At 62.9% G+C, this 23,524-nt stretch carries 30 protein-coding genes; 21 read left to right on the top strand and 9 right to left on the bottom strand.

Annotated elements, in window-relative coordinates:
* Positions 1-62 precede the first annotated feature (62 nt).
* On the top strand, positions 63-281 hold the full coding sequence (locus tag EN850_RS08520; protein WP_136090983.1) for a hypothetical protein: 219 nt from the start codon (positions 63-65) through the stop codon (positions 279-281).
* Positions 282-364: 83 nt separating this feature from the next.
* Positions 365-982 carry an NAD(P)H-dependent oxidoreductase gene (locus tag EN850_RS08515; protein WP_136090982.1) on the top strand — a complete coding sequence of 206 codons (618 nt, stop codon included), beginning with the start codon at positions 365-367 and terminating at the stop codon, positions 980-982.
* Between the two features lie 41 nt (positions 983-1,023).
* Here EN850_RS08515 and EN850_RS08510 read toward each other — a convergent pair whose 3' ends face one another.
* Positions 1,024-1,422: a Kazal-type serine protease inhibitor gene (locus EN850_RS08510; RefSeq protein WP_136090981.1), complete on the bottom strand. Its 399-nt coding sequence runs from the start codon at positions 1,420-1,422 to the stop codon at positions 1,024-1,026.
* A 581-nt stretch (positions 1,423-2,003) separates the two neighbouring features.
* Between EN850_RS08510 and EN850_RS08505 the strand changes: the two genes are divergently transcribed.
* The 3 genes from EN850_RS08505 to EN850_RS08495 all read left to right on the top strand — a co-directional run bounded on the left by EN850_RS08505 (position 2,004) and on the right by EN850_RS08495 (position 3,376).
* Positions 2,004-2,216 (top strand): cold-shock protein, encoded by a 213-nt coding sequence (locus EN850_RS08505; protein WP_006202520.1) that lies wholly within the window; start codon positions 2,004-2,006, stop codon positions 2,214-2,216.
* Positions 2,217-2,536: 320 nt separating this feature from the next.
* A complete protein-coding gene (locus EN850_RS08500; RefSeq protein ID WP_008877668.1) occupies positions 2,537-2,749 on the top strand; it encodes a cold-shock protein in 213 nt (70 codons plus the stop codon).
* Between the two features lie 192 nt (positions 2,750-2,941).
* A complete protein-coding gene (locus EN850_RS08495) occupies positions 2,942-3,376 on the top strand; it encodes a BA14K family protein (protein ID WP_127869750.1) in 435 nt (144 codons plus the stop codon).
* A 103-nt stretch (positions 3,377-3,479) separates the two neighbouring features.
* Here the strand turns inward: EN850_RS08495 and EN850_RS08490 are convergent, their stop codons facing one another.
* The 3 genes from EN850_RS08490 to EN850_RS08480 all read right to left on the bottom strand — a co-directional run bounded on the left by EN850_RS08490 (position 3,480) and on the right by EN850_RS08480 (position 5,612).
* Positions 3,480-4,118, bottom strand: a complete 639-nt coding sequence (locus EN850_RS08490) for an MBL fold metallo-hydrolase (protein WP_127278401.1) — start codon at positions 4,116-4,118, stop codon at positions 3,480-3,482.
* Positions 4,119-4,255: 137 nt separating this feature from the next.
* Complete coding sequence (locus EN850_RS08485; protein WP_127278400.1) at positions 4,256-4,573, bottom strand: hypothetical protein; 318 nt, start codon at positions 4,571-4,573, stop codon at positions 4,256-4,258.
* A gap of 145 nt (positions 4,574-4,718) precedes the next feature.
* A complete protein-coding gene (locus tag EN850_RS08480) occupies positions 4,719-5,612 on the bottom strand; it encodes a branched-chain amino acid aminotransferase (protein WP_127869751.1) in 894 nt (297 codons plus the stop codon).
* A 261-nt stretch (positions 5,613-5,873) separates the two neighbouring features.
* Between EN850_RS08480 and EN850_RS08475 the strand changes: the two genes are divergently transcribed.
* The 5 genes from EN850_RS08475 to EN850_RS08455 all read left to right on the top strand — a co-directional run bounded on the left by EN850_RS08475 (position 5,874) and on the right by EN850_RS08455 (position 10,975).
* Positions 5,874-6,407, top strand: coding sequence for a MarR family transcriptional regulator (locus EN850_RS08475; protein WP_167531318.1), 534 nt, complete (start codon positions 5,874-5,876; stop codon positions 6,405-6,407).
* Complete coding sequence (locus EN850_RS08470; protein WP_127869752.1) at positions 6,394-7,113, top strand: response regulator transcription factor; 720 nt, start codon at positions 6,394-6,396, stop codon at positions 7,111-7,113. Before EN850_RS08475 ends, EN850_RS08470 begins: the two co-directional genes overlap by 14 nt.
* Before the next feature lie 100 nt (positions 7,114-7,213).
* Entirely contained in the window at positions 7,214-8,629 is a 1,416-nt protein-coding gene (locus EN850_RS08465; RefSeq protein WP_127279699.1) for an ATP-binding protein, read from the top strand.
* A gap of 259 nt (positions 8,630-8,888) precedes the next feature.
* Positions 8,889-9,911 carry a glycosyltransferase family 1 protein gene (locus EN850_RS08460; RefSeq protein ID WP_136090980.1) on the top strand — a complete coding sequence of 341 codons (1,023 nt, stop codon included), beginning with the start codon at positions 8,889-8,891 and terminating at the stop codon, positions 9,909-9,911.
* 173 nt (positions 9,912-10,084) lie between these two features.
* Entirely contained in the window at positions 10,085-10,975 is an 891-nt protein-coding gene (locus tag EN850_RS08455) for a hypothetical protein (protein ID WP_246689165.1), read from the top strand.
* A 24-nt stretch (positions 10,976-10,999) separates the two neighbouring features.
* On the opposite strand, the gene EN850_RS08450 is transcribed toward EN850_RS08455, so the two are convergent.
* From EN850_RS08450 to EN850_RS08440, 3 genes are all read right to left on the bottom strand, one after another.
* A complete protein-coding gene (locus EN850_RS08450) occupies positions 11,000-11,359 on the bottom strand; it encodes a tRNA-binding protein (RefSeq protein WP_127869754.1) in 360 nt (119 codons plus the stop codon).
* Positions 11,360-11,375: 16 nt separating this feature from the next.
* On the bottom strand, positions 11,376-11,876 hold the full coding sequence (locus EN850_RS08445) for a YbjN domain-containing protein (RefSeq protein ID WP_027143347.1): 501 nt from the start codon (positions 11,874-11,876) through the stop codon (positions 11,376-11,378).
* 318 nt (positions 11,877-12,194) lie between these two features.
* A complete protein-coding gene (locus EN850_RS08440) occupies positions 12,195-12,497 on the bottom strand; it encodes an accessory factor UbiK family protein (RefSeq protein WP_127280606.1) in 303 nt (100 codons plus the stop codon).
* A 160-nt stretch (positions 12,498-12,657) separates the two neighbouring features.
* Between EN850_RS08440 and EN850_RS08435 the strand changes: the two genes are divergently transcribed.
* The 9 genes from EN850_RS08435 to EN850_RS08395 all read left to right on the top strand — a co-directional run bounded on the left by EN850_RS08435 (position 12,658) and on the right by EN850_RS08395 (position 19,482).
* Positions 12,658-12,915 (top strand): type II toxin-antitoxin system ParD family antitoxin, encoded by a 258-nt coding sequence (locus EN850_RS08435; RefSeq protein WP_127869755.1) that lies wholly within the window; start codon positions 12,658-12,660, stop codon positions 12,913-12,915.
* Between the two features lie 36 nt (positions 12,916-12,951).
* A complete protein-coding gene (locus EN850_RS08430; protein ID WP_246689164.1) occupies positions 12,952-13,215 on the top strand; it encodes a type II toxin-antitoxin system RelE/ParE family toxin in 264 nt (87 codons plus the stop codon).
* 130 nt (positions 13,216-13,345) lie between these two features.
* A complete protein-coding gene (locus EN850_RS08425) occupies positions 13,346-13,588 on the top strand; it encodes a BrnA antitoxin family protein (RefSeq protein WP_127280608.1) in 243 nt (80 codons plus the stop codon).
* A gap of 126 nt (positions 13,589-13,714) precedes the next feature.
* Positions 13,715-14,575, top strand: a complete 861-nt coding sequence (gene lgt / locus EN850_RS08420) for a prolipoprotein diacylglyceryl transferase (RefSeq protein WP_127869757.1) — start codon at positions 13,715-13,717, stop codon at positions 14,573-14,575.
* Positions 14,572-15,660, top strand: coding sequence for a class I SAM-dependent methyltransferase (locus EN850_RS08415; RefSeq protein ID WP_136090978.1), 1,089 nt, complete (start codon positions 14,572-14,574; stop codon positions 15,658-15,660). Before lgt ends, EN850_RS08415 begins: the two co-directional genes overlap by 4 nt.
* Positions 15,661-15,763: 103 nt before the next feature.
* Positions 15,764-16,558, top strand: coding sequence for a peptidoglycan editing factor PgeF (gene pgeF / locus EN850_RS08410; protein WP_127869759.1), 795 nt, complete (start codon positions 15,764-15,766; stop codon positions 16,556-16,558).
* Complete coding sequence (locus EN850_RS08405; RefSeq protein ID WP_127278812.1) at positions 16,558-17,709, top strand: Xaa-Pro peptidase family protein; 1,152 nt, start codon at positions 16,558-16,560, stop codon at positions 17,707-17,709. The genes pgeF and EN850_RS08405 overlap by 1 nt, the downstream gene beginning before the upstream one ends.
* 43 nt (positions 17,710-17,752) lie before the next feature.
* Positions 17,753-18,391, top strand: coding sequence for a hypothetical protein (locus EN850_RS08400; RefSeq protein ID WP_136090977.1), 639 nt, complete (start codon positions 17,753-17,755; stop codon positions 18,389-18,391).
* Between the two features lie 155 nt (positions 18,392-18,546).
* Positions 18,547-19,482, top strand: coding sequence for a ribose-phosphate pyrophosphokinase (locus tag EN850_RS08395; RefSeq protein ID WP_019860650.1), 936 nt, complete (start codon positions 18,547-18,549; stop codon positions 19,480-19,482).
* 23 nt (positions 19,483-19,505) lie between these two features.
* Here the strand turns inward: EN850_RS08395 and EN850_RS08390 are convergent, their stop codons facing one another.
* Positions 19,506-20,402 carry a helix-turn-helix transcriptional regulator gene (locus EN850_RS08390; protein ID WP_127278810.1) on the bottom strand — a complete coding sequence of 299 codons (897 nt, stop codon included), beginning with the start codon at positions 20,400-20,402 and terminating at the stop codon, positions 19,506-19,508.
* 139 nt (positions 20,403-20,541) lie between these two features.
* Between EN850_RS08390 and EN850_RS08385 the strand changes: the two genes are divergently transcribed.
* Positions 20,542-21,783 carry an MFS transporter gene (locus tag EN850_RS08385; protein WP_189343780.1) on the top strand — a complete coding sequence of 414 codons (1,242 nt, stop codon included), beginning with the start codon at positions 20,542-20,544 and terminating at the stop codon, positions 21,781-21,783.
* Positions 21,784-21,855: 72 nt separating this feature from the next.
* Here EN850_RS08385 and EN850_RS08380 read toward each other — a convergent pair whose 3' ends face one another.
* The gene (locus EN850_RS08380; RefSeq protein ID WP_127278809.1) at positions 21,856-22,713 is read right to left on the bottom strand and encodes an alpha/beta hydrolase; all 858 of its coding nucleotides are present in this window, start codon (positions 22,711-22,713) and stop codon (positions 21,856-21,858) included.
* Positions 22,714-22,866: 153 nt separating this feature from the next.
* On the opposite strand from EN850_RS08380, the gene EN850_RS08375 reads away from it, so the two are divergent.
* On the top strand, positions 22,867-23,295 hold the full coding sequence (locus tag EN850_RS08375; RefSeq protein WP_127278808.1) for a MarR family transcriptional regulator: 429 nt from the start codon (positions 22,867-22,869) through the stop codon (positions 23,293-23,295).
* The last annotated feature ends 229 nt before the right edge of the window (positions 23,296-23,524 follow it).

Below are 23,524 nucleotides of genomic sequence, written 5' to 3'. Positions count from 1 at the left end.
TGCCGTGAGCAGACAATGGACTGACGCAACATGCTCACGCAATATTCCGCTCGGAGGCTTGCTTGAACTTTGTAATCGAATTCTACCGGTCGCGCGACACCGAGGAAGCGACGCTCGACAAGGTGTCGCTGGAGGCGCCGACCCTGCGTGCGGCGCTGCAATGCGCCACCGCGCTGTTCCACAGCCTGTCCATGCCGCAAACCCCCGACCGCCTGCGCATTTCCGACGAGCACGGCAGCGAGCTTTATGCAGGACCCGCCGATGGGGCGTATCCTGCCTAGGCAGCCATGTTTGGATCTCGCCCGCCGCGCAACCGCAAGCGCCTTGTGACGTTGAGCGTGCAACCCTATGCAGGAGTTCCGCAATGCCCCTTGCCGCCTTTGCCATCAATTGTTCGCTGAAAGCTTCCGGCGACAAGGAAAAATCGTCCACGGACAAGATCATCGCCGATCTGCTCGCAGCGCTCAAACCGCATGGCGTGAAGGGCGAGGTCGTGCGGGCTGTCGATCACGACATCAAGCCCGGCGTGCTCTCCGACATGGGCAAGGGCGACGACTGGCCTGGCCTGCGAGAAAAGATTGTCGCCGCCGATATCTTCATCCTCGGTCTGCCGATCTGGTTGGGCCAGCCGTCAAGCATCGCCAAGCGCGTCATGGAACGCATGGACGCCTTTCTCGACGAAACCGACGACAAGGGCCGCATGCCGGCCGCCGGCAAGGTGGCGCTGGTGGCGATCGTCGGCAACGAGGACGGCGCGCATCACTGCCACGCGGAATGCTTCCAGGCGCTGAACGACGTCGGCTTCACCATCCCCGCCAATGGCGGCGTCTACTGGGTTGGTGAAGCCATGGGCGACGTCAACTATGTCGACCTGCCGAAGACCCCCGACAAGGTCGCCGAAGCCATCGAAATGGCGGCTTCAAACGCCGCTCATCTGGCCGGCCTGCTCAAGACCAAGGCTTATGTCGGCGTGGAAGAATAACTGCAATTTCCGCTTCTTCGACAAGGAGGGAAGGTAAGTTCTCAGCACGGCCCTTCGCCGACGATGCGATAGTCCGAGGCGCGGGCCTCGCAGGCGTTGGGGAAGGTGCGCATCTCGCCATGCCGGCGGCCGCACACCGGCGCGTATTCGCGGGTGCAGAAGGCCTGCTGGCCGCCACCAACACCACCATCGCGGCAGGGGCTATCGCGCACAATGCGGTAACCCGCCCTGTCGGCAAGGCAGGCATTGGCGAAGGTCTGGCGATCGTCGCCGCGCCGGGCGCAGACCGGCTCGTACTGCTTGGTGCAGAATTGCGGTTCGGGGCGCGTCGGACGCGGGCGCGGTCCGTCATCGACGACGACCGTACAGGCGGCAAGAATTGCCGACAGGAACAGGACGCTAAAACCCTGCCGTGAAAAGATTGCCGCAAGTAACCTCATGATCGTCTCTCCCTCGATCCCCGTCCGGTGCATACCGCCCAAGACTGCCTGGCGGTTCGCTGACAATGATATCGCTCAAAACAAGATTTAGATCAGTCGCCAATGGCATGATCCTCGCCATTCCACTGTCGATTGCAACCCCGCCCGCGGCCTCTATCGGGAAATGACAGCGGGATCGGTCGGGTCCCGCCGCGTCGCCGGCAATCATCGCTTCTGGCCCATGCATGACCGGGGCTGTGGGCCGATGACCCCTCGGCCAACGAAGCCTATCTGCGGCCGGTCGACGCTTTGATCGGTCGATTTATGCGTCGGGATGCGCCCATGGCGGCGGCCCGCGGCGCTATCTTGCAACCTTCACGTTTCCGTGCGATAAATTCTGTGTTCGGGCATTTGCGACCCGGAGAGCGGAACGTTTTGGACGACCTTTCCCCGATACTGTGAATCTCTGACGGCCCCGTTTTTCGGCGGGGGGTTTGACCATGCGCCAATGCATGACTGCCGAAAGCAACCACCAGGAACTGCCCTCGACGCCAGGTGGCGGGCAGGACCACCAAGACTGAACGGGTGAAGGAGTTTCCCCAATGGCCCAGACCGGCACCGTTAAATTCTTCAATGCAACCAAAGGCTTCGGTTTCATCACGCCCGACGGCGGCGCCAAGGACGTGTTCGTCCACATTTCAGCGATCGAGGCCTCGGGCCTGCGCACGCTCGTCGACGGCCAGAAGGTCACCTTCGACGTCGAGCCGGACCGCATGGGCAAGGGCCCGAAGGCGGTCAACCTGCGCGCAGCCTGAGCGATCGGCGCACCGCACGTCCCAGGCGGATGAGCGAACGAGGAGCTTGACCAGCACCTGGGCAGGCAGACAGATTTTTGAAAGGCGCGGCGGTTTTCGCCGCGCCTTTTTCATGTCAGCAGTGCAGCATGAACGCATGTTACCGGCAAGTTCATCCGGGTCCCGGCCAATGACGCGCATCATAACAAGCACTTAAAGCGCGGCGGGCTTTAAGTGCCCGCAAAACTTTCTCTTGCCGATGACGCTAAAATAAAGGACAAATTTCCTCTCGGGCATTTGCCGGCCCGAGACTGGAGTTTATGGGATCAAAGGAGCTTCCCATGCCGCAGACCGGCACCGTCAAATTCTTCAACCATGCCAAGGGCTTCGGCTTCATCACACCGGATGATGGCGCGAAGGATGTCTTCGTGCATATTTCGGCCGTGCAGGCGTCGGGTCTTCCCGGTCTCGAAGATGGGCAGAAAGTGACATTCGACACCGAGCCGGACAAGCGCGGCAAGGGACCCAAGGCCGTCAACCTGTCGGTCGGCTGAGCCGGCTTCGGACGACGCCGGCTCCGGCAGGTCAGGTCCGCGCCCCGAGGGTGCGGCTGTTGATGCCGTGAAAGAATGCGCGTGGTCAAAATTTCGTTCAGCCCCCGTTCAGCCACGGTCTCATATTAGTCACTGGTAAAGCCGGACCGTATCCCCTGCAGACCTGCACGGCCCGGTACGAAGGAGACCAAGATGAACCGCATTTTCAAGACAGCCGTGCTGTCCGCCGCCGTGGTCGCCACCACGCTGGGGACCTTTTCGGCAGCCAATGCCGATGACTGGCGCCGTTGGCACCATCACGGCCATGGCAATGGCGACGCTGTGGCAGCCGGCGTTCTCGGCCTTGCCGCCGGCGCGCTGATTGGTGGCGCATTGGCCAACGACCGGCCGCCGCCCGATTCCGACCGTTATTACGATGACGGTTACTACGATCGTCAGGTGCTCGTGCGCCCGGCTCCGGTCCGCCGCTACTATGTGGAACCGCAGGTGGTCTATGCCGACCGCTACGCCGAACCCTGGACGCGCGGCTGGTACGAGTATTGCTCGGATCGCTACCGCACCTTCAATTCCCGCACCGGCACCTTCACCGGCAGCGACGGCGAACAGCATTTCTGCACCGCCAACTGAGGCTTCCCTGCCCCAGACAAAAAGCGCTGACCGCAAGGCCGGCGCTTTTTTTGTTGTCGGCTTGTTGGGCTTTCGAACCCAGGGCGGTCCAGACCTCATTCATTCAGGTCAAAAACGGATTGGTCCGCCGTTCCTCGCCGAAGCGCCCGCCGGGGCCATGGCCGCAAATGAAGCCGATGTCGTCGCCGAGCGGCAACAGCTTGTCCTTGATCGAGGCGATGAGTGCCGCATGGTCGCCGCCCGGCAGGTCGGTGCGGCCGACCGAGCCGCGAAACAGCACGTCGCCGACATGGGCGAATTTGGCGGCGCGGTTGTAGTAGACGACATGGCCGGGCGCGTGGCCGGGGCAATGCAGCACCTCGAACACATGGCCGCCAAACGACACAGTTTCCCCTTCTGCAAGGAACCGGTCGGGCACGCAATTGCGCACGCCGTCGATGCCGTAGCGCCTGCCCTGGTTTTCCAGATTGTCGAGCAGCATCTTGTCGGCTTCATGCGGGCCGATGATCTCGATGCCGAGCGCCTCCTTCAACTCCATGGCGCCGCCGGCATGGTCGATATGGCCATGCGTGATCCATATCGCTTCGGCGGTGATCGCATTGTCCTTCAACACCGCCAGCACCTTGTCGATGTCGCCGCCGGGATCGACCACCACGCCGTGCTTGTCGTCCATGTCGAACAGGATGGTGCAGTTCTGCTGGAACGGAGTGACCGGCACGATACCGGCATTGAGCTGACCCATGATCGTCCTTTCGCTGTGTCAGCGATCATGTAGAGGCATCGGCCAAGACCGTCCACGTCCGGAAGGTCAAACAGTGCGTGTCCAAAAAGAAATGGGCGGCCGAAGCCGCCCATTTTGCCAGCCCGAGATTGGCAGGCTTACTTTTTCATGGCGCCCATGACCGCGCCGAGAATGCCGGTCAGGATCGCGCCGCCGCCTGCGCCACCGACGATGTTCTGCAGGTTGAGCGCGCTGCCCAGGCCGCTGGTGGCCGCCGCGGCTGCGTCAGGAGTGATCGCGCCACCGCCGAGCAGGCTGCCGAGGATCGCCGCGCCGCCAACGCCGCCGATGGCTCCGCCCAGGATTTTGGGAAGCTGACCCATCGCCGCCGTCTTGATCGCCGCGCCGACCGCCTGACCACCGATAATGCCTGTAATGATCTGAATGATGATCGGAAGAAGCGTGTTCATGTCCATATGATTAGTCCCTCCATAGCTGCCAGCCTCCCGGGCCGACACCATCATGAGACGCCGAATTGGACGAAAGTCAAATGCACAAACGCTTAAATAAAAGGGGCGGCCTGAAAACCGCCCCTGCTTGCGAGAAAAGCTGTGACTATCGTTATTCTGCGGCAATCGCATGCTTGGGTTGAACGGCCATAGAATAGTCGTTCATGAGATTCTTGGCGATCTCGCCGACCTCGAATCGGTAAGGGCCGATCTCCGAAACCGGGGTTACTTCCGCTGCCGTTCCGGTCAGGAAGCATTGCTCGAAGCCTTCCAGTTCTTCCGGCAGGATGGCGCGCTCGATGACCTCCAGGCCGCGATCCCTGGCCAGGCCAATGACCGTACGGCGGGTGATGCCGTCGAGGAAGCAGTCGGGCTTGGGCGTGTGGATCTTGCCGTCCTTGACGAAGAAGATGTTGGCGCCGGTCGCTTCCGCGACCTGGCCCCGCCAGTCGAGCATCATGGCGTCGGCGTAGCCCTTGGCCTCGGCGGCATGCTTGGACATGGTGCAGATCATGTAGAGGCCGGCGGCCTTCGACCGCGACGGCGCCGTGCGCGGGTCGGGCCGGCGCCATTCCGCCACATCGAGACGGATGCCCTTCAGCTTCTGCGCCGGATCGAAATAGCTCGGCCACTGCCAGATGGCGATGGCGACGTTGATGCGGTTGTTTTGAGCCGAAACGCCCATCTGCTCGCTGCCGCGCCAAGCGATCGGCCTGACATAGGCGTCCTGGAAGCCCTGCTTCTTCAGGAGCGTGGTCGAGGCGTCGTTGAGCTCGGCCACCGAATAGGGAATCTTGAAGCCGAGCAGGCGCGCTGATTCATGCAGCCGCTCGGTATGTTCGTTGAGCTTGAAGATCTCGCCGCCATAGGCGCGCTCGCCCTCGAAGACCGCGCTGGCGTAGTGCAGGCCATGGGTCAGCACGTGGATCTTGGCGTCTCCCCACGGGACGAACTCGCCATTCATCCAGATGAAGCCGTCCAGTTGATCGAAAGGAACGGATGCCATGGTAACCTCCCGCGGACAACGGCCCGCATATCTCAGTGTCGTTGCGTGTTCTTTTTTGGCCGCGCCAGGTGATTGGAGACGCCGGCCGGTGTCTCGAAGCGTAAGCGGATAATCGCGCCCTGGCAAACTCAGGAAGTTCCGGAAAAACCTGCCTGCCTTGCCTTTTCGTTCGCAATCCGCCCAAAAGCTTGTCAAAAATTACCATTGCAGGGAAATTACGTCAATAGTACTGACATAATCTCCCGTTCCCATGGAGAAATGATGACGGATAAAAGCCCAGCTGCCGGAAAACCGATCAGGACCGCGATCACCAGCGAGGACGGCATCGACTTCGCCATCATCGAACTCTTCTTCTTCGCCTATCGCGACTTCACCTCCGATCCCGATCAGATCCTGGCCGATTACGGCTTCGGCCGCGCCCACCACCGCGTGCTGCATTTCGTCAACCGCCGGCCGGGCCTGACCGTCGCCGAACTGCTCGACGTGCTGAAGATAACCAAGCAGAGCCTGGCGCGTGTGCTCAAGCAATTGATCGACACCGATCACGTCGTGCAGTTGCAAGGCCCGCGCGACCGCCGCCAGCGCGAACTTTATCCAACGGCCAAGGGCCGCGCGCTGGCGCTGGCGCTGGCGCGGCCACAGTCGCGCCGCATCCATGCTGCATTGGAAGATTCCGGCGCCGCCGAACGGACCTTGGTGGAACGCTTCCTCGAAGCGATGGTCAATCCGGAACTGAGAGCTCAGATCGACGTTGGGTCCGCAAAAATGTCAGGAAAAAGCCATGGAGAGCACTGAGAGGATCGACCAGGCGGCCGCACCGGACGACGACGCACCGCATCTGCTCGTGGTCGACGACGACACCCGTATCCGCAATCTTCTCAAGCAGTATCTGACCGAAAACGGCTTTCGCGTCACCGTCGCCGGCAATGCCGGCGAGGCCCGCCGCAAGCTCGCCGGTCTCGACTTCGACCTGCTTGTGCTCGATGTCATGATGCCTGGTGAAACCGGCGTCGACCTGACAAAGTCGTTGCGCGCCGAAAAGAATGTGCCGATCCTGATGCTGACGGCCCTGTCGGAGACCGACAGCCGCATTTCCGGGCTCGAGGCCGGCGCCGACGACTATTTGCCAAAGCCCTTCGACCCGCGCGAGTTGATCCTGCGCATTAACAACATCTTGCGCCGGGGCGGCCCGGCGGCGACGCCCAAGGTCGAACAGTTGGTGTTCGGTCCCTACACATTCCAGATCGCCAGGCGCGAACTGAAGCGCGGCGGCGAAGCGCTTAAGCTGACCGACCGCGAACAGGAGATCCTGGCGATCTTCGCCGCGCGCGCCGGCGAAACCATCCCCCGCCACGAGCTGGTCGGTGACGATTCGGAAGTCGGCGAGCGCACCATCGACGTCCAGATCAACCGGCTGCGCCGCAAGATCGAGCGCGATCCGTCCAACCCGGTCTGGCTGCAGACCGTGCGCGGTATTGGGTATCGGCTCAGCGTGGAATAGAATGCCGGCGGCGGCTCAAGTGCACGATCCCGAAAACTGGGAACCGGTTTTCGGAAAGATTATGCTCCAACAAAGAGTTAGCCGCGGATGAAAAGAGCCAATGGCGACCACGGAACTGGAACAGCCGGACAATGACGGCCTGAGCGCACGCGCCACGCGGACGTTCAAGGCGGTGCCGCGCATCTGGAACCGGTTCTGGCGTCTCGTTTCGCTTTACATGCCCAAGCGCCTCTATGCGCGCTCGTTGATCATCGTCATCGCGCCGATGATCCTTTTGCAGTCGGTCGTCGCCTTCGATTTCATGGAACGTCACTGGGCAACCGTGACGCAACGCCTGTCGCAGGCCACCGTGCGCGACATCGCCGCCATCATCGACCTGATCGAGACCTATCCGCACGACGCCGACTACGCCAACATCATCCGCATCGCGCAGGACCGCATGCAGCTCAAGGTCGACCTCCTGCCGCCCGATCCGTTGCCGCCGCCCGGTCCAAAACCGTTCTTCTCGATCCTCGACGATGTTCTCTCCGCCGAAATTACCCGCCAGATCAACCGCCCATTCTGGATCGACACGGTCGGCAATTCCAACATCGTCGAGGTCCGCGTCCAGCTCGAAAACAAGGTGCTGCGCGTCTTCGTGCGGCGCAGCCAGGCCTATGCCTCCAACACCCATATCTTCCTGATCTGGATGGTCGGTACCTCGCTGGTGCTTCTGATGATCGCCATCCCCTTCCTGCGCAACCAGATCCGGCCGATCTTGGCGCTTGCCGAGGCCGCCGAGAGCTTCGGCAAGGGCCGGCCGATGCCGCGCGATTTCCGCCCGCGCGGGGCCGAGGAGGTGCGCCGCGCCGGCTTTGCCTTCATCCAGATGCGCGAGCGCATCGAGCGCCAGATCGAGCAGCGCACGGCCATGCTGACCGGTGTGAGCCATGATCTCAGAACCATCCTCACCCGCTTCAAGCTGCAGCTGGCGCTGGCCGGCGGCAAGGCCGAGACCAAGGCGGCGCTGGACCAGGATATCGAGGACATGCAGTCGATGCTGGAAGGCTATCTCGCCTTTGCCCGCGGCGAGGCCTCGGAGGATCCGGGACGTTTCGATCTCGAAGCCTATTTTCAGAAGCTCGGCGAGGAAGCGGGGTTGCGCAAATGCAAGCTGTCGACGACGCTTTCCGGCGATCCGACCGTGCATGTACGGCCGAACGCCTTCGCGCGGCTCTTGTCCAACGTCATCGGCAATGCCTTCCGCTATGCCAAGACGGTGGAGGTCACCGCCAATCATGGCCGCGGCTCGCTTCTGGTCACCATCGACGACGACGGCCCGGGCATTCCTCCTGACAGGCGGGAAGACGTCTTCAAGCCCTTCGTGCGGCTCGACGAGGCCCGCAACCTCGACGCCAGCGGTACCGGGCTCGGCCTCTCGATCGCCCGTGACATCGCCCGCAGCCATGGCGGCGACATCACGCTCGACGACAGTCCGATGGGCGGCCTGCGCGCCGTAATCAAGGTTCCGGCCTGATTTCTATTTGACTAACTGAGCATGATCTTGCCTGAAAAACGGTTTCGACTTTCCGGGGGCGCGGTCTGCTTCATCCGCCCGTCATGAAACCATGGTCAAGAGCGCGCATGAAGCGCGCGACCGCACTTGATTCGTCCTTGCCGCCTCACTTCGACCCCGTGCCCGCCAGGGTGCGCTGGAGCGAAGCGAGGGCGGCCGCATGGTCGCCGTTCCGGTATCGTTTCAAGGCAACCGCAGACCTCCGAAGCAAAGGGCCGCCATGCGCATATTGATGGTCACCGACGCCTGGCGCCCGCAAGTCAACGGCGTCGTCCACACGCTGGAGCGGCTCACCGAGACTCTGAAGTCCTTCGACGTCGCGGTCGAGTTCCTGACCCCGAACATCTTCCGCACCCTGCCCTTGCCGACCTACCCCGACATCTGCCTGGCGCTGACCACGCCCGGCCATGTCGCGCGCCTGATCGACGGCTACAAGGCCGACCATATCCACATCGTCACCGAAGGGCCGCTGGGCATCATGGCGCGGCGCTATTGCCGCAATGCCGGCCGGCCGTTCACCACCAGCTATCACACCCGCTTCCCCGAATATCTCAGTGCCCGCCTGCCGGTGCCGGAGAGCTGGGCCTATCGCTGGCTGCGCGATTTCCACAATTCAGGCCAGGGCACGCTGGTCGCCACCCAGTCGCTCGCCGACGATCTTGCCGCGCGTGGCTTCAACAAGTTGAGGCCGTGGACGCGCGGCGTCGACACCGATCATTTCCGGCCAGACAAAAGGAAGGACCTCGGTTTCCCCGGACCGGTTTTCCTGTGCGTCGGCCGAGTCGCCATCGAAAAGAACCTCTCCGCCTTCCTCGATCTCGACCTGCCCGGCAGCAAGGTGATCGTCGGCGAAGGTCCCGAGCTTGCCAAGCTCAAGGCGAAATATCCGAAGGCGCATTTCCTCGGCCATCGTCCCAATGACGAACTGGCCGAAATCTATGCCTCGGCCGACGTCTTCGTCTTCCCCAGCCGCACCGACACCTTCGGCAACGTCATCATCGAGGCGCTGGCCAGCGGCACGCCGGTCGCCGCCTATCCGGTGACCGGGCCGATCGACATCGTCGGCGACGGTTTTGGTGGCGCGGTGTCGAACGATTTGCGCGAGGCCGCGCTTACCGCACTCAACGTCAGCCGCGACCAGGCCCGCGAGCGCGCCATGCGCTACAGCTGGAAGGCCTGCGCGGAAATGTTCCTCGACGCGGTTGAGGAAGCATTGGGAACGACACGCAAGCTGGTGGCCTGATAGAGCCGGCGCATAGGATGCGGTGAAGTTCAGGTCTGGTCAAACACGTTCCTTGCGAGAGCTTGTGCGACAGTTGCTTGCGGTGCATTATTCGGTGTGTGTAGTTCGTTGCGGGATTGACGCCGATTTCTACGCTGGACGACGTGCCCGCAGTATCATCGAAGCGCCGCGTCTTGCGCATCGGCAAGACCGTTGCGAGGGTGTTCGGCTATTGCCGCGCGAATGCCTGGCCGCTCTTCGTGGCCGCCTGGTTTCCCTGCTTTCTGACAACGCTTTGTCTGGCGGTGCTTGCTCTTGTTCTTTTTGCCGATCCGGGGAAGGCGCCAACCTGGCTTCTATCGCGGGGCTTTGACCCCAGGACTTGGCTTTCCGCGATTGTCGCCGCGCCGTTCTCGGCGATGGTCCTTGCGTTCGTTCTGGACCGTATGGGAAATGCGCCCGAGCATGGCCAGGTCGTCGTTCGGCGCGGCATTGAGAGTGTCAAGCGCTTCGCTATCCCGGGCGTGCGCTTTGAGCTCGACCGGCGGATTCTTTTGGCCGCCCTGCTTCTCGCAGCCATCCAGCTGTTTTGCGGCTTTGCGGTCGCCGGCGAGCACAGACTGCTTTTTGCCGGCCTGATGGCCACACATGACCTGCCGCTCCGCCCCGAGGAGGTCGCGCCTTGGGTGTCGGCGATGGGCGCCTTCAACCTCCTCGCGGGTGGTTTCGTCCTTGGCTGGACATATCTGTTTGTCGGCGATTTTCTGTGGACGGGATCGTTTGATCCAATCGGCTGCTGGCGTGCGCTGGACGGCAATCTTCTGCGTTTCACCGCCATAATGTTCATCGTTCTGGCAATAGTTGCCATACTCAAATATGGACTGGCCCTGGCCGGAGCTTTGATCCTGATTCCCGCGGATGGCGCGTCGCCTTCCTTCTTGACCCTTATGATGATCCATTTCGGACTGGCGTGGCCGTTCGACGTCCTGCATCTCGTGCTCTCAGCTGCAACGGTCGGAACCATTCTCGGCGCGTTCCGGCCTCGAGCTGTCGCTTCAATCCAGCCGGCTGCAGCACCACCATGATGACGCTTGCCGGGGCTTCCTGATCTAGAATAGCCGCCCGCCGTCCGGCACCTTGCGTTCGATGGCGCCCAACACCACGGCGCCCTCTTCATCGGGAAAACCGAGCGTCAGCACTTCCGACATGAACGGGCCGATCTGGCGCGGCGGGAAATTGACCACCGCGAACACCTGGCGGCCGATCAACGTTTCCGGCGTATAGTATTTGGTGATCTGCGCCGACGACTTCTTGACGCCGATGGCGGCGCCGAAATCGATCTTCAGCTTGAAGGCAGGCTTGCGCGCCTCCGGAAACGGTACGGCCTCGATGATCGTGCCGGCACGGATGTCGACACGATCGAAATCGGCGAAGCTGATTTCGGGCTTGCGCTCGTTGCTTGAACTCATCTCGAACGCGTCTTGCTCAGGCGTTGCCGAAGGTCTCGAACAGCACGCCGGCGAGCGCGTCCTTGGCCGAGGTTCCCGACCAGACGACGAACTGGAAAGCCTGGAAGTAGCACTCGCAGGCTTCCAGTGCCGAGGACAAAAGCACCTCGACCTGCTGGCTCGAGGGTTCGACCCCGCCGGCGAGCAGCAGCGACTGGCGGAACATGATGGCGCCCTCCTGCTCCCAGAGGTCGAAATGGCCGAACAGCATCTGCTCGTTGATCAGCGACAACAACCGCATCACTTCCAGCGTGCGGGTTTCCGGCACCTTGATGTCGAAGGCGCAGGCCAGATGCAGCGCCTCGAAATCCTCCATCCACGAGAAGGAGACGTGATAGTCGGTCCAGCTGCCGGCAACCGAGATCGAGATTTCGTCGTCGCCGGCCCGTTCAAAGGACCAGTCATTGTTGTGGGCCACCTGCTCGATCACATCCACCGGATGGATTTCGCGGGAAAATTCGAGTTCGAGAAGTTCCATGGAATGCTTCCTGTGTTCAGGGGAGCGCCACACGCTCCGCGGGGCACACACGACGAACAATCTTGTCTAGAACTCGGACGGCCGGGACTTCTCAACGCAAAGACCCCAGACCGGACCCCACCGCCCGGCGGCATGACCCTGCTCCGAATCATGCAACAAATTCAGTCTATTGATCGGGAGTCGCGTGAACAGCCCAATTTTTCGCACTGCGTCATTCGCATGTGGAAAGGTGCCTGTCACAAAGAGTCACGCAATGCCGGTAAGCGATTCACGGCAAAGCGATTTTCAGGCTGGTGCTTTGTGGAAAAGTTTAACGAATTATTTTTTCGGCTTGGGCTTCGCCGGAGCCGCAGGTGTGGCCTGACCGGTCAGTTCGGCGATCCTGGCCTCGAGCGCCTCGATGCGCTCGGCAAGCCTGCCGTTCTCTTCTCTCGCCTTGGCGGCCATCTCGCGCGCGGCCTCGAACTCCTCGCGCTGCACGACATCCATGGAGTTGAGGATGCGCTCCGCCTGGCCCTTGAAGGCCGTCTCCACCTCGCGCCGCACACCTTGAGCGGCACCGGCGGCATCGGTCATCAGCTTGGCGAATTCATCGAGAATGCGGTTCGGTCCGGTCGACATGGCAAATCCTCGCTTGCTTGATTTGAGTTAGTGGTGCTGCGCGCCGAATGCAAGAACGTTGAGGCCGGTGCGGCATCACGTCGGCGCCAACCTCCCAAACGACTGGTAAGTCGCGCCAATAACTATTATTGTTTTGGAGGGAATATGCAGGAGCGCCACCATGGCCATTAGCGCGGATTTGGGCACCCGGCTCGAAGACATCGTCAACCAGCTTGTCAACACAGGGCGCTACAACTCGAAAAGCGAAGTGCTGCGCGAAGGTGTTCGCCTCGTCGAAGAGCGCGAGAAACGCCTTGCGGCTCTCGATGCGGCTCTCGCCAAAGGCCTTTCAGACGCTGATGCTGGGCGCGTAAAGGCGGTTGACGAAGTGTTTGACCGCTTGGAGGCCAAGTACAAGGCAATGGCAGCCAAAAAGTGAAGCGGCTGGTCTTAACCGATCAGGCGGAGGCGGACCTTGAAGCCCATTGGCGATTATATCGCGATGGACAACCCATTTCATGCCGTGACATTCGTGCAGGAATTGCGCCACGATTGTATGGAATTGCGCACCATGCCGGAGCGATATCCACTCTTTGAACACCATCGATCTTCCGGCATTCGGCGGCGTCCTCACGGCAACTATCTGATTTTCTATCGCGTTGGCGTAGAAACCGTTGAGATATTGCACATCCTGCACGGCTCAATGGACCTTAGAGCAATTCCGTTCCTGGATAACTGACGGATCGATACCCGAGCATGGACCGGCTTTCGAACGGCTCCTACTGTACGGCATGGCGTCAATTCGCTTAGTGTGCTGTTTTTCTCACGACCTGCATCGAGCATGAGTCGCTTCCAATCAGGGTCACCCAATGGCAACGCCTCCGCGCCGACCGACAAATGCGATGGAAGCCGCCGAAGCTGTCTTCAAGCCGGTCAAGAAGCCGGCCGCGGCCCCGCCTCGCGAACCCTCCACCGCTCCCAATGTCCGCGAGCTTGTCTCGATCAGGATCGACCGGGCCGTGCTCGATCATTTCCAGGAAGATGGTCCCGGCTGGCAGGATAGGATCAACGACGCCTTGCGTGAACTGGTGTCCGCCAAGCCCAGGGGTTGAGCACGCCCACCCGGCGACGGAGCTGGGAGCGATCCTGTTCACGGACCATGGACGGCCGTGACCTTGCCTTGACCCTGCCAAAACCCTGCCGCATGGTCCGCGCCGATCGCAACCGAGAGCTCCCCGTTGAACGAATATTTCCTGCTGCCGCTGGCGTCGCTGCCTTTCCCGAACATCAACCCGATCCTCGTCCAGATCGGGCCGCTGGCGGTGCACTGGTACGGCATCGGTTACATCGTCGGCATCCTGTTTGCCTGGTGGTATGCCAAGCGGCTCGCGGCAAATCCGAAACTCTGGCCCGATGGCGTCCTGCCGATGAAGCCGGAGGATCTCGACGATTTCATCGTCTGGGCGGCCATCGGCGTGGTTCTGGGCGGCCGCACCGGCTATGTCCTGTTCTATGACCTGGCGCGCTATATCGCCCATCCGCTCGATATCTTCGCCGTCTGGCAAGGCGGCATGTCCTTCCATGGCGGCCTGCTCGGCGTCATCCTGGCCATGACGCTGTTTTCCATGAAGCGCGGCATCCGCACATGGTCGCTGTTCGATGTCGTGGCAGCCGGCGTGCCGGTCGGCCTCGGCCTCGTGCGTGTCGCCAACTTCATCAACTCCGAGCTCTGGGGGCGGCCGACCGATGTGCCCTGGGCGATCGAATTCCCCAATGGCGGTCCGTTCACCCGCCATCCGAGCCAGCTCTATGAGGCCCTGCTCGAAGGCCTGGTGCTGTTTGTCGTCCTGCGCATCCTCACCCATTCGCGTCTCAAGCTGAAGACGCCGCGCTTTGTCGGCGGCGCCTTCATCTGCGGCTACGGCCTGTCGCGCATCTTTGTCGAGTTCTTCCGCGAACCCGACCAGCAGCTCGGCTATCTCCTCGGCACCAACTGGCTGACCATGGGCATGATCCTGTCGACGCCGATGGTGCTGGCCGGCATTTGGGCGATGGCGACAGCCAAGCCGGTGACCCAAGCACAACCGCAGGTGACATGACGCGACTGAAATCCCGCATCGTCGACCTGATCGAGGCGGTGGGCCCGATGCCCGTCAACCAATACATGGCGCTGTGCCTGTTCGATCCGCGCGACGGTTACTACACGACCCGCGAACCGTTCGGCGCGGCCGGCGACTTCATCACCGCGCCGGAGATCAGCCAGATGTTCGGCGAGCTCGTCGCCGTCTGGCTTTACCAGGCCTGGACAGCAATCGGCCGGCCGATGCCGGTCACCATCGCCGAGATCGGCCCCGGCCGCGGCACGCTGATGAAGGACATGCTGCGCACCTTGTCGCGGCTCGATCCGGCCTTGGCCGATGGCGCCGCGTTCGCCATGGTCGAGACCAGCCCGCGCCTGACGGAAGTCCAGAAACAGACGCTCGGCGAGACACCATTCGATGTTTCCTGGCACGAGATCATCGACACGCTGCCGCGGCAGCCGCTGCTGATCGTCGGCAACGAAGTGTTCGATGCCGTGCCCATCCGCCAGTTCCTCCGCGCCGGCGCCGAATGGCGCGAGCGCATGGTCGGCCTGGACGAGGCCGGCAATCTCTGCTTCTTCGCCGGCGCCGGCTCGGTCGACCCGACGCTGCTGCCCAGGGATGCGGGCGACGCGCCGCAAGGCGCGATCGTCGAAGTCGCGCCCGCCCGCATCGCCCTGATGGCGGCCATCGCCGAACGCATAGCCAGCGACGGCGGCGCCGGACTATTCCCCGACTACGGCCATCTGCGGCCCGGTATCGGCGACACGCTGCAGGCCTTGCGCAGGCACAATCATGAAGATGTGCTGGCCAATCCCGGCGAGGCCGACCTCACCTCGCATGTCGATTTCGCCGCTCTTGCGTCAGTCGTGCGCGCGCATGGTCTCGACGCCCATCTGTCGACGCAGGGCGATTTCCTGCTCGGGATGGGCATTCTGGAGCGCGCCGGCCAGCTGGGCGCCGATGCCGGCCAGGCGGCACGCAACAGGATATCCAATGCCGTCGAGCGCCTCGCCGGCCCGCAAGCGATGGGCGAGTTGTTCAAGGTGCTTGCCGTCATGCCGCGTGGTATCTCCGTCAGGCCCTTCGCCACGGCGGATTGACTTTTTGCCGCTGCCCCTCCCAATCTCCCGTCCGGTAAGAGAGCGGCCGGACCGCCGGCTGCTTTTCCTTGACGAAACCGCCCACACGGACAACAACGCCCACATGCTCAATCAGACCAAACCGGATCCCGTTCGGTCGCCGCTGCTGGACAAGGCGCAGGCACAAGGCATCCGCCACGGCTATTTCACCCGCAATGGCGGCGTCTCCACCGGCATCTACCAGGGCCTCAACATCGGCACCGGGTCGGATGACGACCAGGCGCTGGTGGCCGAGAACCGGGCCCGTGTCGCCGCCTGGATGGGCGTGCCCGCAAGCCATCTCCTGACCGCCTGGCAGATCCATTCGCCCGACGTCGTCATCGCCAGGGAACCATTCGCGGGCGAGCGGCCCAAGGCCGATGCCATCGTCACCGACCGGCCCGGCATCGCCATCGGCGCCTCGACCGCCGATTGCGGCCCGGTTCTGTTCGCGGATGCCGGCGCGCGCATCATCGGCGCGGCGCATGCCGGCTGGAAAGGCGCTTTCACCGGCGTGCTCGAAAACACCATTGCCGCCATGGAGAGCCTCGGCGCCCGTCGCGAAAACATCATCGCCGTGCTCGGCCCTTCGATCGGCCCCGACAATTACGAAGTGGGGCCGGAATTCGTCGCCCGCTTCGTCGAGGCCGACAGCGAAAATGCCCGGTATTTCGTGCCTTCGGCACATGCCGGCCATTCGATGTTCGACCTCGCCAGTTACACGGTCGACCGGCTGGCCAGGGCCGGCGTGACGGCCGAGGGTCTCGGCCGCTGCACCTATGCCGAGGAAGATCTGTTTTACTCCTACCGGCGCACCACGCACCGCAAGGAGCCCGATTATGGCCGGCAGGTTTCGGCAATCGTTTTGGAGAAGATATAATGGCGCTGCATTTTGAACGATCGGAATTCGACGCGCGGCGCGACCGGCTGATGATCGAGATGGCCGAAAAGAAGCTCGACGCCATGCTGCTGTTCGCGCAGGAAAGCATGTACTGGCTGACCGGCTACGACACGTTCGGCTTCTGCTTCTTCCAGTGCCTGGTGGTGAAGGCCGACGGCTCCATGGTGCTTCTGACGCGCTCGGCGGACCTTCGCCAGGCGCGCAACACCTCGATCATCGACAACATCGTGCTGTGGACCGACCGCGACGGCGCCAATCCGGCGGTCGACCTGCGCAACCTGCTCAACGAACTCGACCTGCTCGGCGCCCGCATCGGCGTCGAATACGACACCCACGGCCTCACCGCCTATAATGGCCGCCGCCTGGACGAGCAGTTGCAGACCTTCGGCCAGATCGCCGATGCCTCCGGCATCGTCGGCCGGCTGCGCCTGTTCAAGAGCCCGGCCGAGGTCGCCAAGGCGGAAAAGGCCGCCAATCTCTCCGACGACGCGCTGGACGCGGCCCTGCCGCTGATCAAGCAGGGCGGCGACGAGGCCCTGATCCTGGCCGCCATGCAGGGCGCGGTCTTCGCCGGCGGCGGCGACTACCCGGCCAACGAGTTCATCATCGGCTCCGGCGTCGATGCGCTGCTGTGCCGTTACAAGGCCGGCCGCCGCAAGCTCACCAAGAACGACCAGCTGACGCTCGAATGGGCCGGCGTCTTCCATCACTACCATGCGCCGATGATGCGTACCGTGCTGACCGGCAAGGTCTCCAAGCGCCATCAGGAGCTGTTCGACGCCGCACGCGCCGCGCTTCTGGCCGTCGAAAAGGCGATGACGCCCGCAAACACCTTCGGCGACGTGTTCGACGCCCACGCCCGCACCATGGAATCGCACGGCCTGACCAAGCATCGGCTGAACGCCTGCGGCTATTCGGTCGGCGCCCGCTTCACGCCGTCCTGGATGGACATGCCGATGTTCTACCAGGGCAATCCCGAGCCGATCGCGCCGAACATGACGCTGTTTGCCCACATGATCATCATGGATTCCGAGACCGAGACGGCGATGACGCTTGGCCGCACCTACCTGACCACCGAATCCCAGCCGAAGCCGCTGTCCCGCCATGATCTCGACTTGATCGTGCAGTGAATCCATAATGGGAGGCGTTCTTCGCCAAGGAGTTAGAAGGCAAATGAGACGATCGCACCTGACGACCGTGTCATTGCTTGTGGCATTGGCTTTGACTGCCTGCACCAACGCAAAGGACGTTCTCGAACCCTCCGCCATCACCCCGCCGGCAGCCTCGGCACAGCCAGCACCCGCCACGCAAGGCAGCGCCGCCGCGACCGTTCCCGCCCCCCCGCCATCGACGGCCGCGCCGGCCTCCACGACCGCGGGCGCACCCGCCGCCTCGCCCGTCACCTCCGCCCAGGCCGCCGCGATCCTGTCGAAGACCCGGCTGCAGATCGCGCCGATCGTCGGCGCTTCGGTGGACGCCGCCACGCCGCTGACGGCGGAACTGCAGACACGCGCCAAGCAGCGCGGCATCACTCTGGCCGGCAGCCAGGACCAGACCGCGACCCATGTGCTCAAGGGTTACTTCTCGACGATGACGGAGGGCAAGGACACCACCGTCATCTATGTCTGGGACGTCTACGACCCCTCCGGCAACCGGCTGCACCGCATCAACGGCCAGATGAAGGCGCCTTCGACCGGTTCCGGCGGCAGCGCGGCCGACAGCTGGAAGTCGGTCTCGCCAGCCACCATGCAGGCGATCGCCGACCAGACCATCGATCAGTTTACGGCCTTTCTCAGCGGCAAGGCGGGTTGAGGTGTTGCCAGCCGGTGATGCCGAACAGCTTTCTTAGGCTTCGCCGGCGGATTCGCGATCACGGCGCTTGCAATAGCCGCGCGGGCCGCTAAAAGCCCGGTTAAAAGGCGCAGGAGAGTCTGTTGGGGCTCTCCTTCCTCCACCAGGAACGGTGCATGAAACTCTTCGCAGGCAATTCCAACAGGGTGCTGGCCGAAGCGGTCGCTCGCTATCTCAACATCCCGCTGGGCAAGGCCAGTGTCAGGCGCTTCGCCGACCAGGAAATCTTCGTCGAAATCCAGGAGAATGTGCGCGGCGAGGATGTCTTCATCCTGCAGTCGACCTCGTTCCCGACCAACGATCACCTGATGGAACTGCTCATCATGATCGACGCCTTCATGCGCTCCTCGGCCAAGCGCATCACGGCGGTTATCCCCTATTTCGGCTATGCCAGGCAGGACCGCCGCGCTTCCGGGCGCACGCCGATCTCGGCCAAGCTGGTCGCCAACATGATCACACGCGCCGGTGTCGACCGGGTTTTGACGCTGGATCTCCATGCCGGCCAGATCCAGGGTTTCTTCGACATTCCGACCGACAATCTGTTCTCGGTGCCGGTGATGGCCCGCGACGTGAAGGCGAAATACAAGCAGCTCGGCAATGTCGTGGTGGTGTCGCCCGATATTGGCGGCGTGGTGCGCGCCCGCGCGCTGGCCAAGCGCTTCGACGCACAGCTCGCCATCGTCGACAAGCGCCGCGAGCGTCCGGGCGAATCGGAAGTCATGAACATCATCGGCGCGGTCGCCGGCAAGGATTGCCTTTTGATCGACGATATCGTCGATTCCGGCGGCACGCTGTGCAATGCCGCCGATGCGCTGCTCGCCAACGGCGCCACTAGCGTCACCGCCTACATCACCCACGGCGTGCTGTCGGGCGGCGCGGTTGCCCGCATCAGCGGCTCGAAGCTGCAGGAACTGGTGATCACCGATTCCATCCAGCCGACGCAAGGCGTGCTCGACGCGCCCAACATCCGCGTCATCTCGATCGCCGACCTGATGGGCGAAGCCATCTCGCGCACGGCGACCGAGGAATCGGTGTCGAGCCTGTTCGACTGAAAGCCAGTTACCCCTGCGGCCAGTTACCCCTGAGGCAAGGCCGATGGCGTCGGCGCTTCTAGCCGGGCCGGGGCTCGCCGCATGCCTTCGCCGGCATCGCGCGCGCCGCGCATATAGCCGCGCGGCGAGGAGCCGAGCATGCGCTTGAACATAGTGATGAAGGCCGGCACGCTGTCATAGCCGAGATCGAGCGCCACCCTGGTGATCGGCTCGCCATCGGCGAGCCTCGGCAAGGCCGCGAACAGGCAGGCCTGCTGGCGCCACGTCGACAGCGACAGGCCGGTCTGGCGCTGGAAGGCGCGCGTGAAGGAGCGCCGGCTCATGCCGACAGTATCGGCCCATTCGTCGATCGTCGCGTGCGGCGAGGGTGCGGCGACGAAACGCCTGCAGAGCGCCGCCAGCTTGGGATCGGACGGGAACGGCAGGCCGAGCGGCCGCTCCGGCAATTGCGGGATCTCGTGCAGGAGCAGGTTCATGATCAGGCCGCCGCGTCCCTCCAGTTCGCCGCCTTGCGGCAGCTTCTCGGATTCCACGATCAGGCTGTGCATCAGGTCGGTGATGCCGACGACGCGCATGCCCTCCGGCAGGCCCGGGATCGCCTGCGGCATGACATAGACCGAGCGCATCGACACATCGCCCAGCATCTCGACGGAATGTTCGATACCGGCCGGAATCCACATCGCATGGTCGGGCGGCACCATCCAGCGCCCATGCCGCGTCGTTACCAGCACGACGCCGACCAGCGCATGCAGCAACTGGCTGCGGCTGTGGTGGTGGTGCGGCACGTGGTAGCCGTCCGGATATTCCGTCGGCAACACCACCGCCGGCCCGACCGCCTGCTCGAGCCACTGCCAACGCAGCCCGTGCAATTGCCCGAGATCGGTGTGGCCGGCGCCGAAAATCTCCCTGGCTTTTGGCATTCGGTATGGCCCACTTGCGAAACTATTGGACCAAACCACGAAAGAAGTCGCTTGGCAACCGGACTATAAGGCTGCCTGCGGGAAGCGCCCGCCACGTCGCCTGCGGGAACAACCCGCCAAAAAGACTACGGAGCCTATCTTGACCGATACGACAGCCACCAGCGTCGCGCCGCCTGCGACCGCCAGTCACGCTTCAGCCCAGGCGACGGCCTTCACCGTCATCCTGGCGGTGAGCCTGTGCCACTGCATCAACGACATCATGCAGTCGCTGCTATCGGCCATTTATCCGCTTCTGAAAGACAATTACGGCCTCGACTTCTGGCAGATCGGCCTGTTGACCTTCACCTTCCAGGTGACGGCATCGCTACTGCAGCCGATCATCGGCGCGGTCACCGACAAGCGGCCGATGCCTTATTCGCTGCCCTGGGGCATGGCGTCCTCGCTGATCGGCCTGGTCGTGCTGGCCTATGCCGGGCACTACTACCTGCTGCTGATCGGCGCCTCGCTGATCGGCATCGGTTCGGCGATCTTCCATCCCGAATCCTCGCGCATCGCCCGCTTCGCTTCCGGCGGCCGGTTCGGCCTGGCGCAGTCGCTGTTCCAGGTCGGCGGCAATTTCGGCCAGTCCATGGGCCCGTTGCTCGCCGCCTTCATCGTCGTGCCCTTCGGCCAGACCAGCATCGCCTGGTTCGCCGTCGGCTCGCTGATCGGCATCGTCATCCTGTGGCAGGTCGGCGGCTGGTACAGCCGTCTGCGCGCCGCGCAAGGCAATCGCAAGACGGCAAGCTTCGTCTCGCCCTTCCCGCGCCGCAAAGTTATGTGGGCCTTGGCGGTGCTGACCTTGCTGGTGCTGACCAAGAACGCCTACATCGCCAGCCTCGCCAGCTACTACACCTTCTACTCCATCCATAAGTTCGGCGTTTCGGTGCAGATGTCGCAGGTCATGCTGTTCCTCTTCCTTGGCTCCTCGGCGCTGGGCATCCTGCTCGGCGGTCCGTTCGGCGACCGCTATGGACAAAAGGCGATGATCTGGTTCTCGATCGTCGGCGTGCTACCCTTCACGCTGGCGCTCCCTTACGCCAACCTGGAATGGACGATGGTGCTGACCGTGCTGATCGGCCTCATCCTGTCGTCGGCCTTCTCCAACATCGTCGTCTTCGCGCAGGAACTGGTGCCGGGCCGCGTCGGCACGATCGCCGGCATCTTCTTCGGCTTCGCCTTCGGCGTCGGCGGCATCGCGGCCGCCGTACTTGGCGTCGTCGCCGACATGAAGGGCATCGATTTCGTCTTCCAGATCTGCTCCTACCTGCCGTTCCTGGGGCTGCTGACCGTGTTCCTGCCCAACATGAAGCAAGCTCGCAAGGCGCAAGCGGCCGCTTAAATCATCCGGGCTGTGTCCAGGCAAAGGCACCCGCCATATCGCGGGTGCCTTTTTCGTTCAGGCGGGAAGGTTTCAGGCCTTGAAGAAGGCCAGCAGGTCGGCGTTGATGACTGCGGCGTGGGTCGTGGCCATGCCGTGCGGGAAACCCTTGTAGACCTTGAGCTCGCCCTTCTTGAGCAGCTTGATGGTCAACAGCGCCGAGTCGGCGATCGGAACGATCTGGTCGTCATCGCCATGCATGACCAGCACCGGCACGTCGATCTTCTTGAGGTCCTCGGTGAAGTCGGTCTCCGAGAAGGCCTTGATGCAATCATAGTGCGCCTTGGTGCCGCCCATCATGCCCTGGCGGTACCAGTTGTCGATGACACCTTGCGAAACCTCGGCGCCTGGACGGTTGAAACCGTAGAACGGCCCAGTGGGAACGTCCACGTAAAGCTGGGCGCGGTTGGCGGCGACGCCGGAGCGGAAGCCGTCGAACACCTCGATGGGAAGGCCGCCGGGATTGGCCGGCGTCTTGAGCATGATCGGCGGCACCGCGCCGAGCAACGCTGCCTTGGCGACGCGTCCGCCCGCTCCATACTGGGCGACATAGCGCGCCACTTCGCCGCCGCCGGTCGAATGGCCGACATGGATGGCATCCTTGAGGTCGAGATGCGCGGCAAGTTCAGCCACGTCGGCGGCGTAGGTGTCCATCTCGTTGCCGACATCTGTTTGGGTCGAGCGGCCGTGGCCGCGGCGGTCATGGGCGATGACGCGGTAGCCCTGTGCCAGGAAGAAGAGCATCTGGGCGTCCCAGTCGTCGCTGCTCAACGGCCAGCCGTGATGGAAGACGATAGGCTGACCGGTTCCCCAGTCCTTGTAATAGATCTGCGTGCCGTCCTTGGTGGTGATCGTGCCGCTGCCTGAGCCTGATTTGGTCTGCGAGGTCATCTCAATCTCCGTTAAATTTGGTGTCGCGATAAACAATATCGCGATATCAATATTGCTAACGCAGCTTGATCCCCGTGTCCACAAAAAATATATATCGCGATATCATTTCTCGTGGTACATACTTGAGGCGCTTAATCGGCAAAGGACTGCGTCGTGCCTCTCCCGTTGGACAATCAGCTCTGTTTCACGCTCTACGCCACCAGCATGGCGATCAACCGCACCTACAAGCCGATGCTGGACGAGATGGGCATCACCTATCCGCAATATCTCGTACTCAACGCGTTGGGCGAGGCCGACGGCATGTCGGTCGGCGCGATCGCGCACAGGCTCGCTCTGGAATCGAGCACCGTCACGCCGCTGGTCAAGCGTATGGAACAGGCTGGCGTGGTGACCCGCCAGCGCAATCAGGCCGACGAGCGCCAGGTACAGGTCGACCTGACATCCGCCGGCCGCAAGCTGCTCGTCCAGTGCAATTGCCTGAACGAGACCCTGATCGAGCGCTCGGGCATGACGCTGGCCGAACTCGACGCCCTGAACCGGCAGGTCCAGGCACTGCGCGATGCGTTGAGCGGCGACCGGTAGCGACGGCTCTTCGGCCGCCGCTTGCACCTGGGACCACCTTCCGCTATAGAGCCGCCACCCGCGTAGACACCCTTGGAGGCAACGCGGCGGAAGGCTGCCTTCCCCTTGTGATCCCGAACAAAGATCCGCTCGCTGCGGTTTCCGGCATTCGGACATCGAGGTCCGGCGGCTTTCGACGTTTACGGCCTGGCACATCGCCAACCGTAGGCGCTCCATAACACGCGAAAGG

It is taken from the genome of Mesorhizobium sp. M8A.F.Ca.ET.207.01.1.1 (assembly GCF_004794715.1).
Classification (GTDB): domain Bacteria; phylum Pseudomonadota; class Alphaproteobacteria; order Rhizobiales; family Rhizobiaceae; genus Mesorhizobium.
This window is presented reverse-complemented; position numbering and strand designations above follow the sequence as displayed.

Excerpts from the sequence above, each read along its gene's own strand:
- EN850_RS08515 (WP_136090982.1), top strand. The coding sequence starts at position 365 with ATGCCCCTTGCCGCCTTTGCCATCAATTGTTCGCTGAAAGCTTCCGGC.
- EN850_RS08510 (WP_136090981.1), bottom strand. The coding sequence starts at position 1,422 with ATGAGGTTACTTGCGGCAATCTTTTCACGGCAGGGTTTTAGCGTCCTG.
- EN850_RS08505 (WP_006202520.1), top strand. The coding sequence starts at position 2,004 with ATGGCCCAGACCGGCACCGTTAAATTCTTCAATGCAACCAAAGGCTTC.
- EN850_RS08500 (WP_008877668.1), top strand. The coding sequence starts at position 2,537 with ATGCCGCAGACCGGCACCGTCAAATTCTTCAACCATGCCAAGGGCTTC.
- EN850_RS08495 (WP_127869750.1), top strand. The coding sequence starts at position 2,942 with ATGAACCGCATTTTCAAGACAGCCGTGCTGTCCGCCGCCGTGGTCGCC.
- EN850_RS08490 (WP_127278401.1), bottom strand. The coding sequence starts at position 4,118 with ATGGGTCAGCTCAATGCCGGTATCGTGCCGGTCACTCCGTTCCAGCAG.
- EN850_RS08485 (WP_127278400.1), bottom strand. The coding sequence starts at position 4,573 with ATGGACATGAACACGCTTCTTCCGATCATCATTCAGATCATTACAGGC.
- EN850_RS08480 (WP_127869751.1), bottom strand. The coding sequence starts at position 5,612 with ATGGCATCCGTTCCTTTCGATCAACTGGACGGCTTCATCTGGATGAAT.
- EN850_RS08475 (WP_167531318.1), top strand. The coding sequence starts at position 5,874 with ATGACGGATAAAAGCCCAGCTGCCGGAAAACCGATCAGGACCGCGATC.
- EN850_RS08470 (WP_127869752.1), top strand. The coding sequence starts at position 6,394 with ATGGAGAGCACTGAGAGGATCGACCAGGCGGCCGCACCGGACGACGAC.
- EN850_RS08465 (WP_127279699.1), top strand. The coding sequence starts at position 7,214 with ATGGCGACCACGGAACTGGAACAGCCGGACAATGACGGCCTGAGCGCA.
- EN850_RS08460 (WP_136090980.1), top strand. The coding sequence starts at position 8,889 with ATGCGCATATTGATGGTCACCGACGCCTGGCGCCCGCAAGTCAACGGC.
- EN850_RS08450 (WP_127869754.1), bottom strand. The coding sequence starts at position 11,359 with ATGAGTTCAAGCAACGAGCGCAAGCCCGAAATCAGCTTCGCCGATTTC.
- EN850_RS08445 (WP_027143347.1), bottom strand. The coding sequence starts at position 11,876 with ATGGAACTTCTCGAACTCGAATTTTCCCGCGAAATCCATCCGGTGGAT.
- EN850_RS08440 (WP_127280606.1), bottom strand. The coding sequence starts at position 12,497 with ATGTCGACCGGACCGAACCGCATTCTCGATGAATTCGCCAAGCTGATG.
- EN850_RS08435 (WP_127869755.1), top strand. The coding sequence starts at position 12,658 with ATGGCCATTAGCGCGGATTTGGGCACCCGGCTCGAAGACATCGTCAAC.
- EN850_RS08425 (WP_127280608.1), top strand. The coding sequence starts at position 13,346 with ATGGCAACGCCTCCGCGCCGACCGACAAATGCGATGGAAGCCGCCGAA.
- EN850_RS08415 (WP_136090978.1), top strand. The coding sequence starts at position 14,572 with ATGACGCGACTGAAATCCCGCATCGTCGACCTGATCGAGGCGGTGGGC.
- pgeF (WP_127869759.1), top strand. The coding sequence starts at position 15,764 with ATGCTCAATCAGACCAAACCGGATCCCGTTCGGTCGCCGCTGCTGGAC.
- EN850_RS08405 (WP_127278812.1), top strand. The coding sequence starts at position 16,558 with ATGGCGCTGCATTTTGAACGATCGGAATTCGACGCGCGGCGCGACCGG.
- EN850_RS08400 (WP_136090977.1), top strand. The coding sequence starts at position 17,753 with ATGAGACGATCGCACCTGACGACCGTGTCATTGCTTGTGGCATTGGCT.
- EN850_RS08395 (WP_019860650.1), top strand. The coding sequence starts at position 18,547 with ATGAAACTCTTCGCAGGCAATTCCAACAGGGTGCTGGCCGAAGCGGTC.
- EN850_RS08390 (WP_127278810.1), bottom strand. The coding sequence starts at position 20,402 with ATGCCAAAAGCCAGGGAGATTTTCGGCGCCGGCCACACCGATCTCGGG.
- EN850_RS08380 (WP_127278809.1), bottom strand. The coding sequence starts at position 22,713 with ATGACCTCGCAGACCAAATCAGGCTCAGGCAGCGGCACGATCACCACC.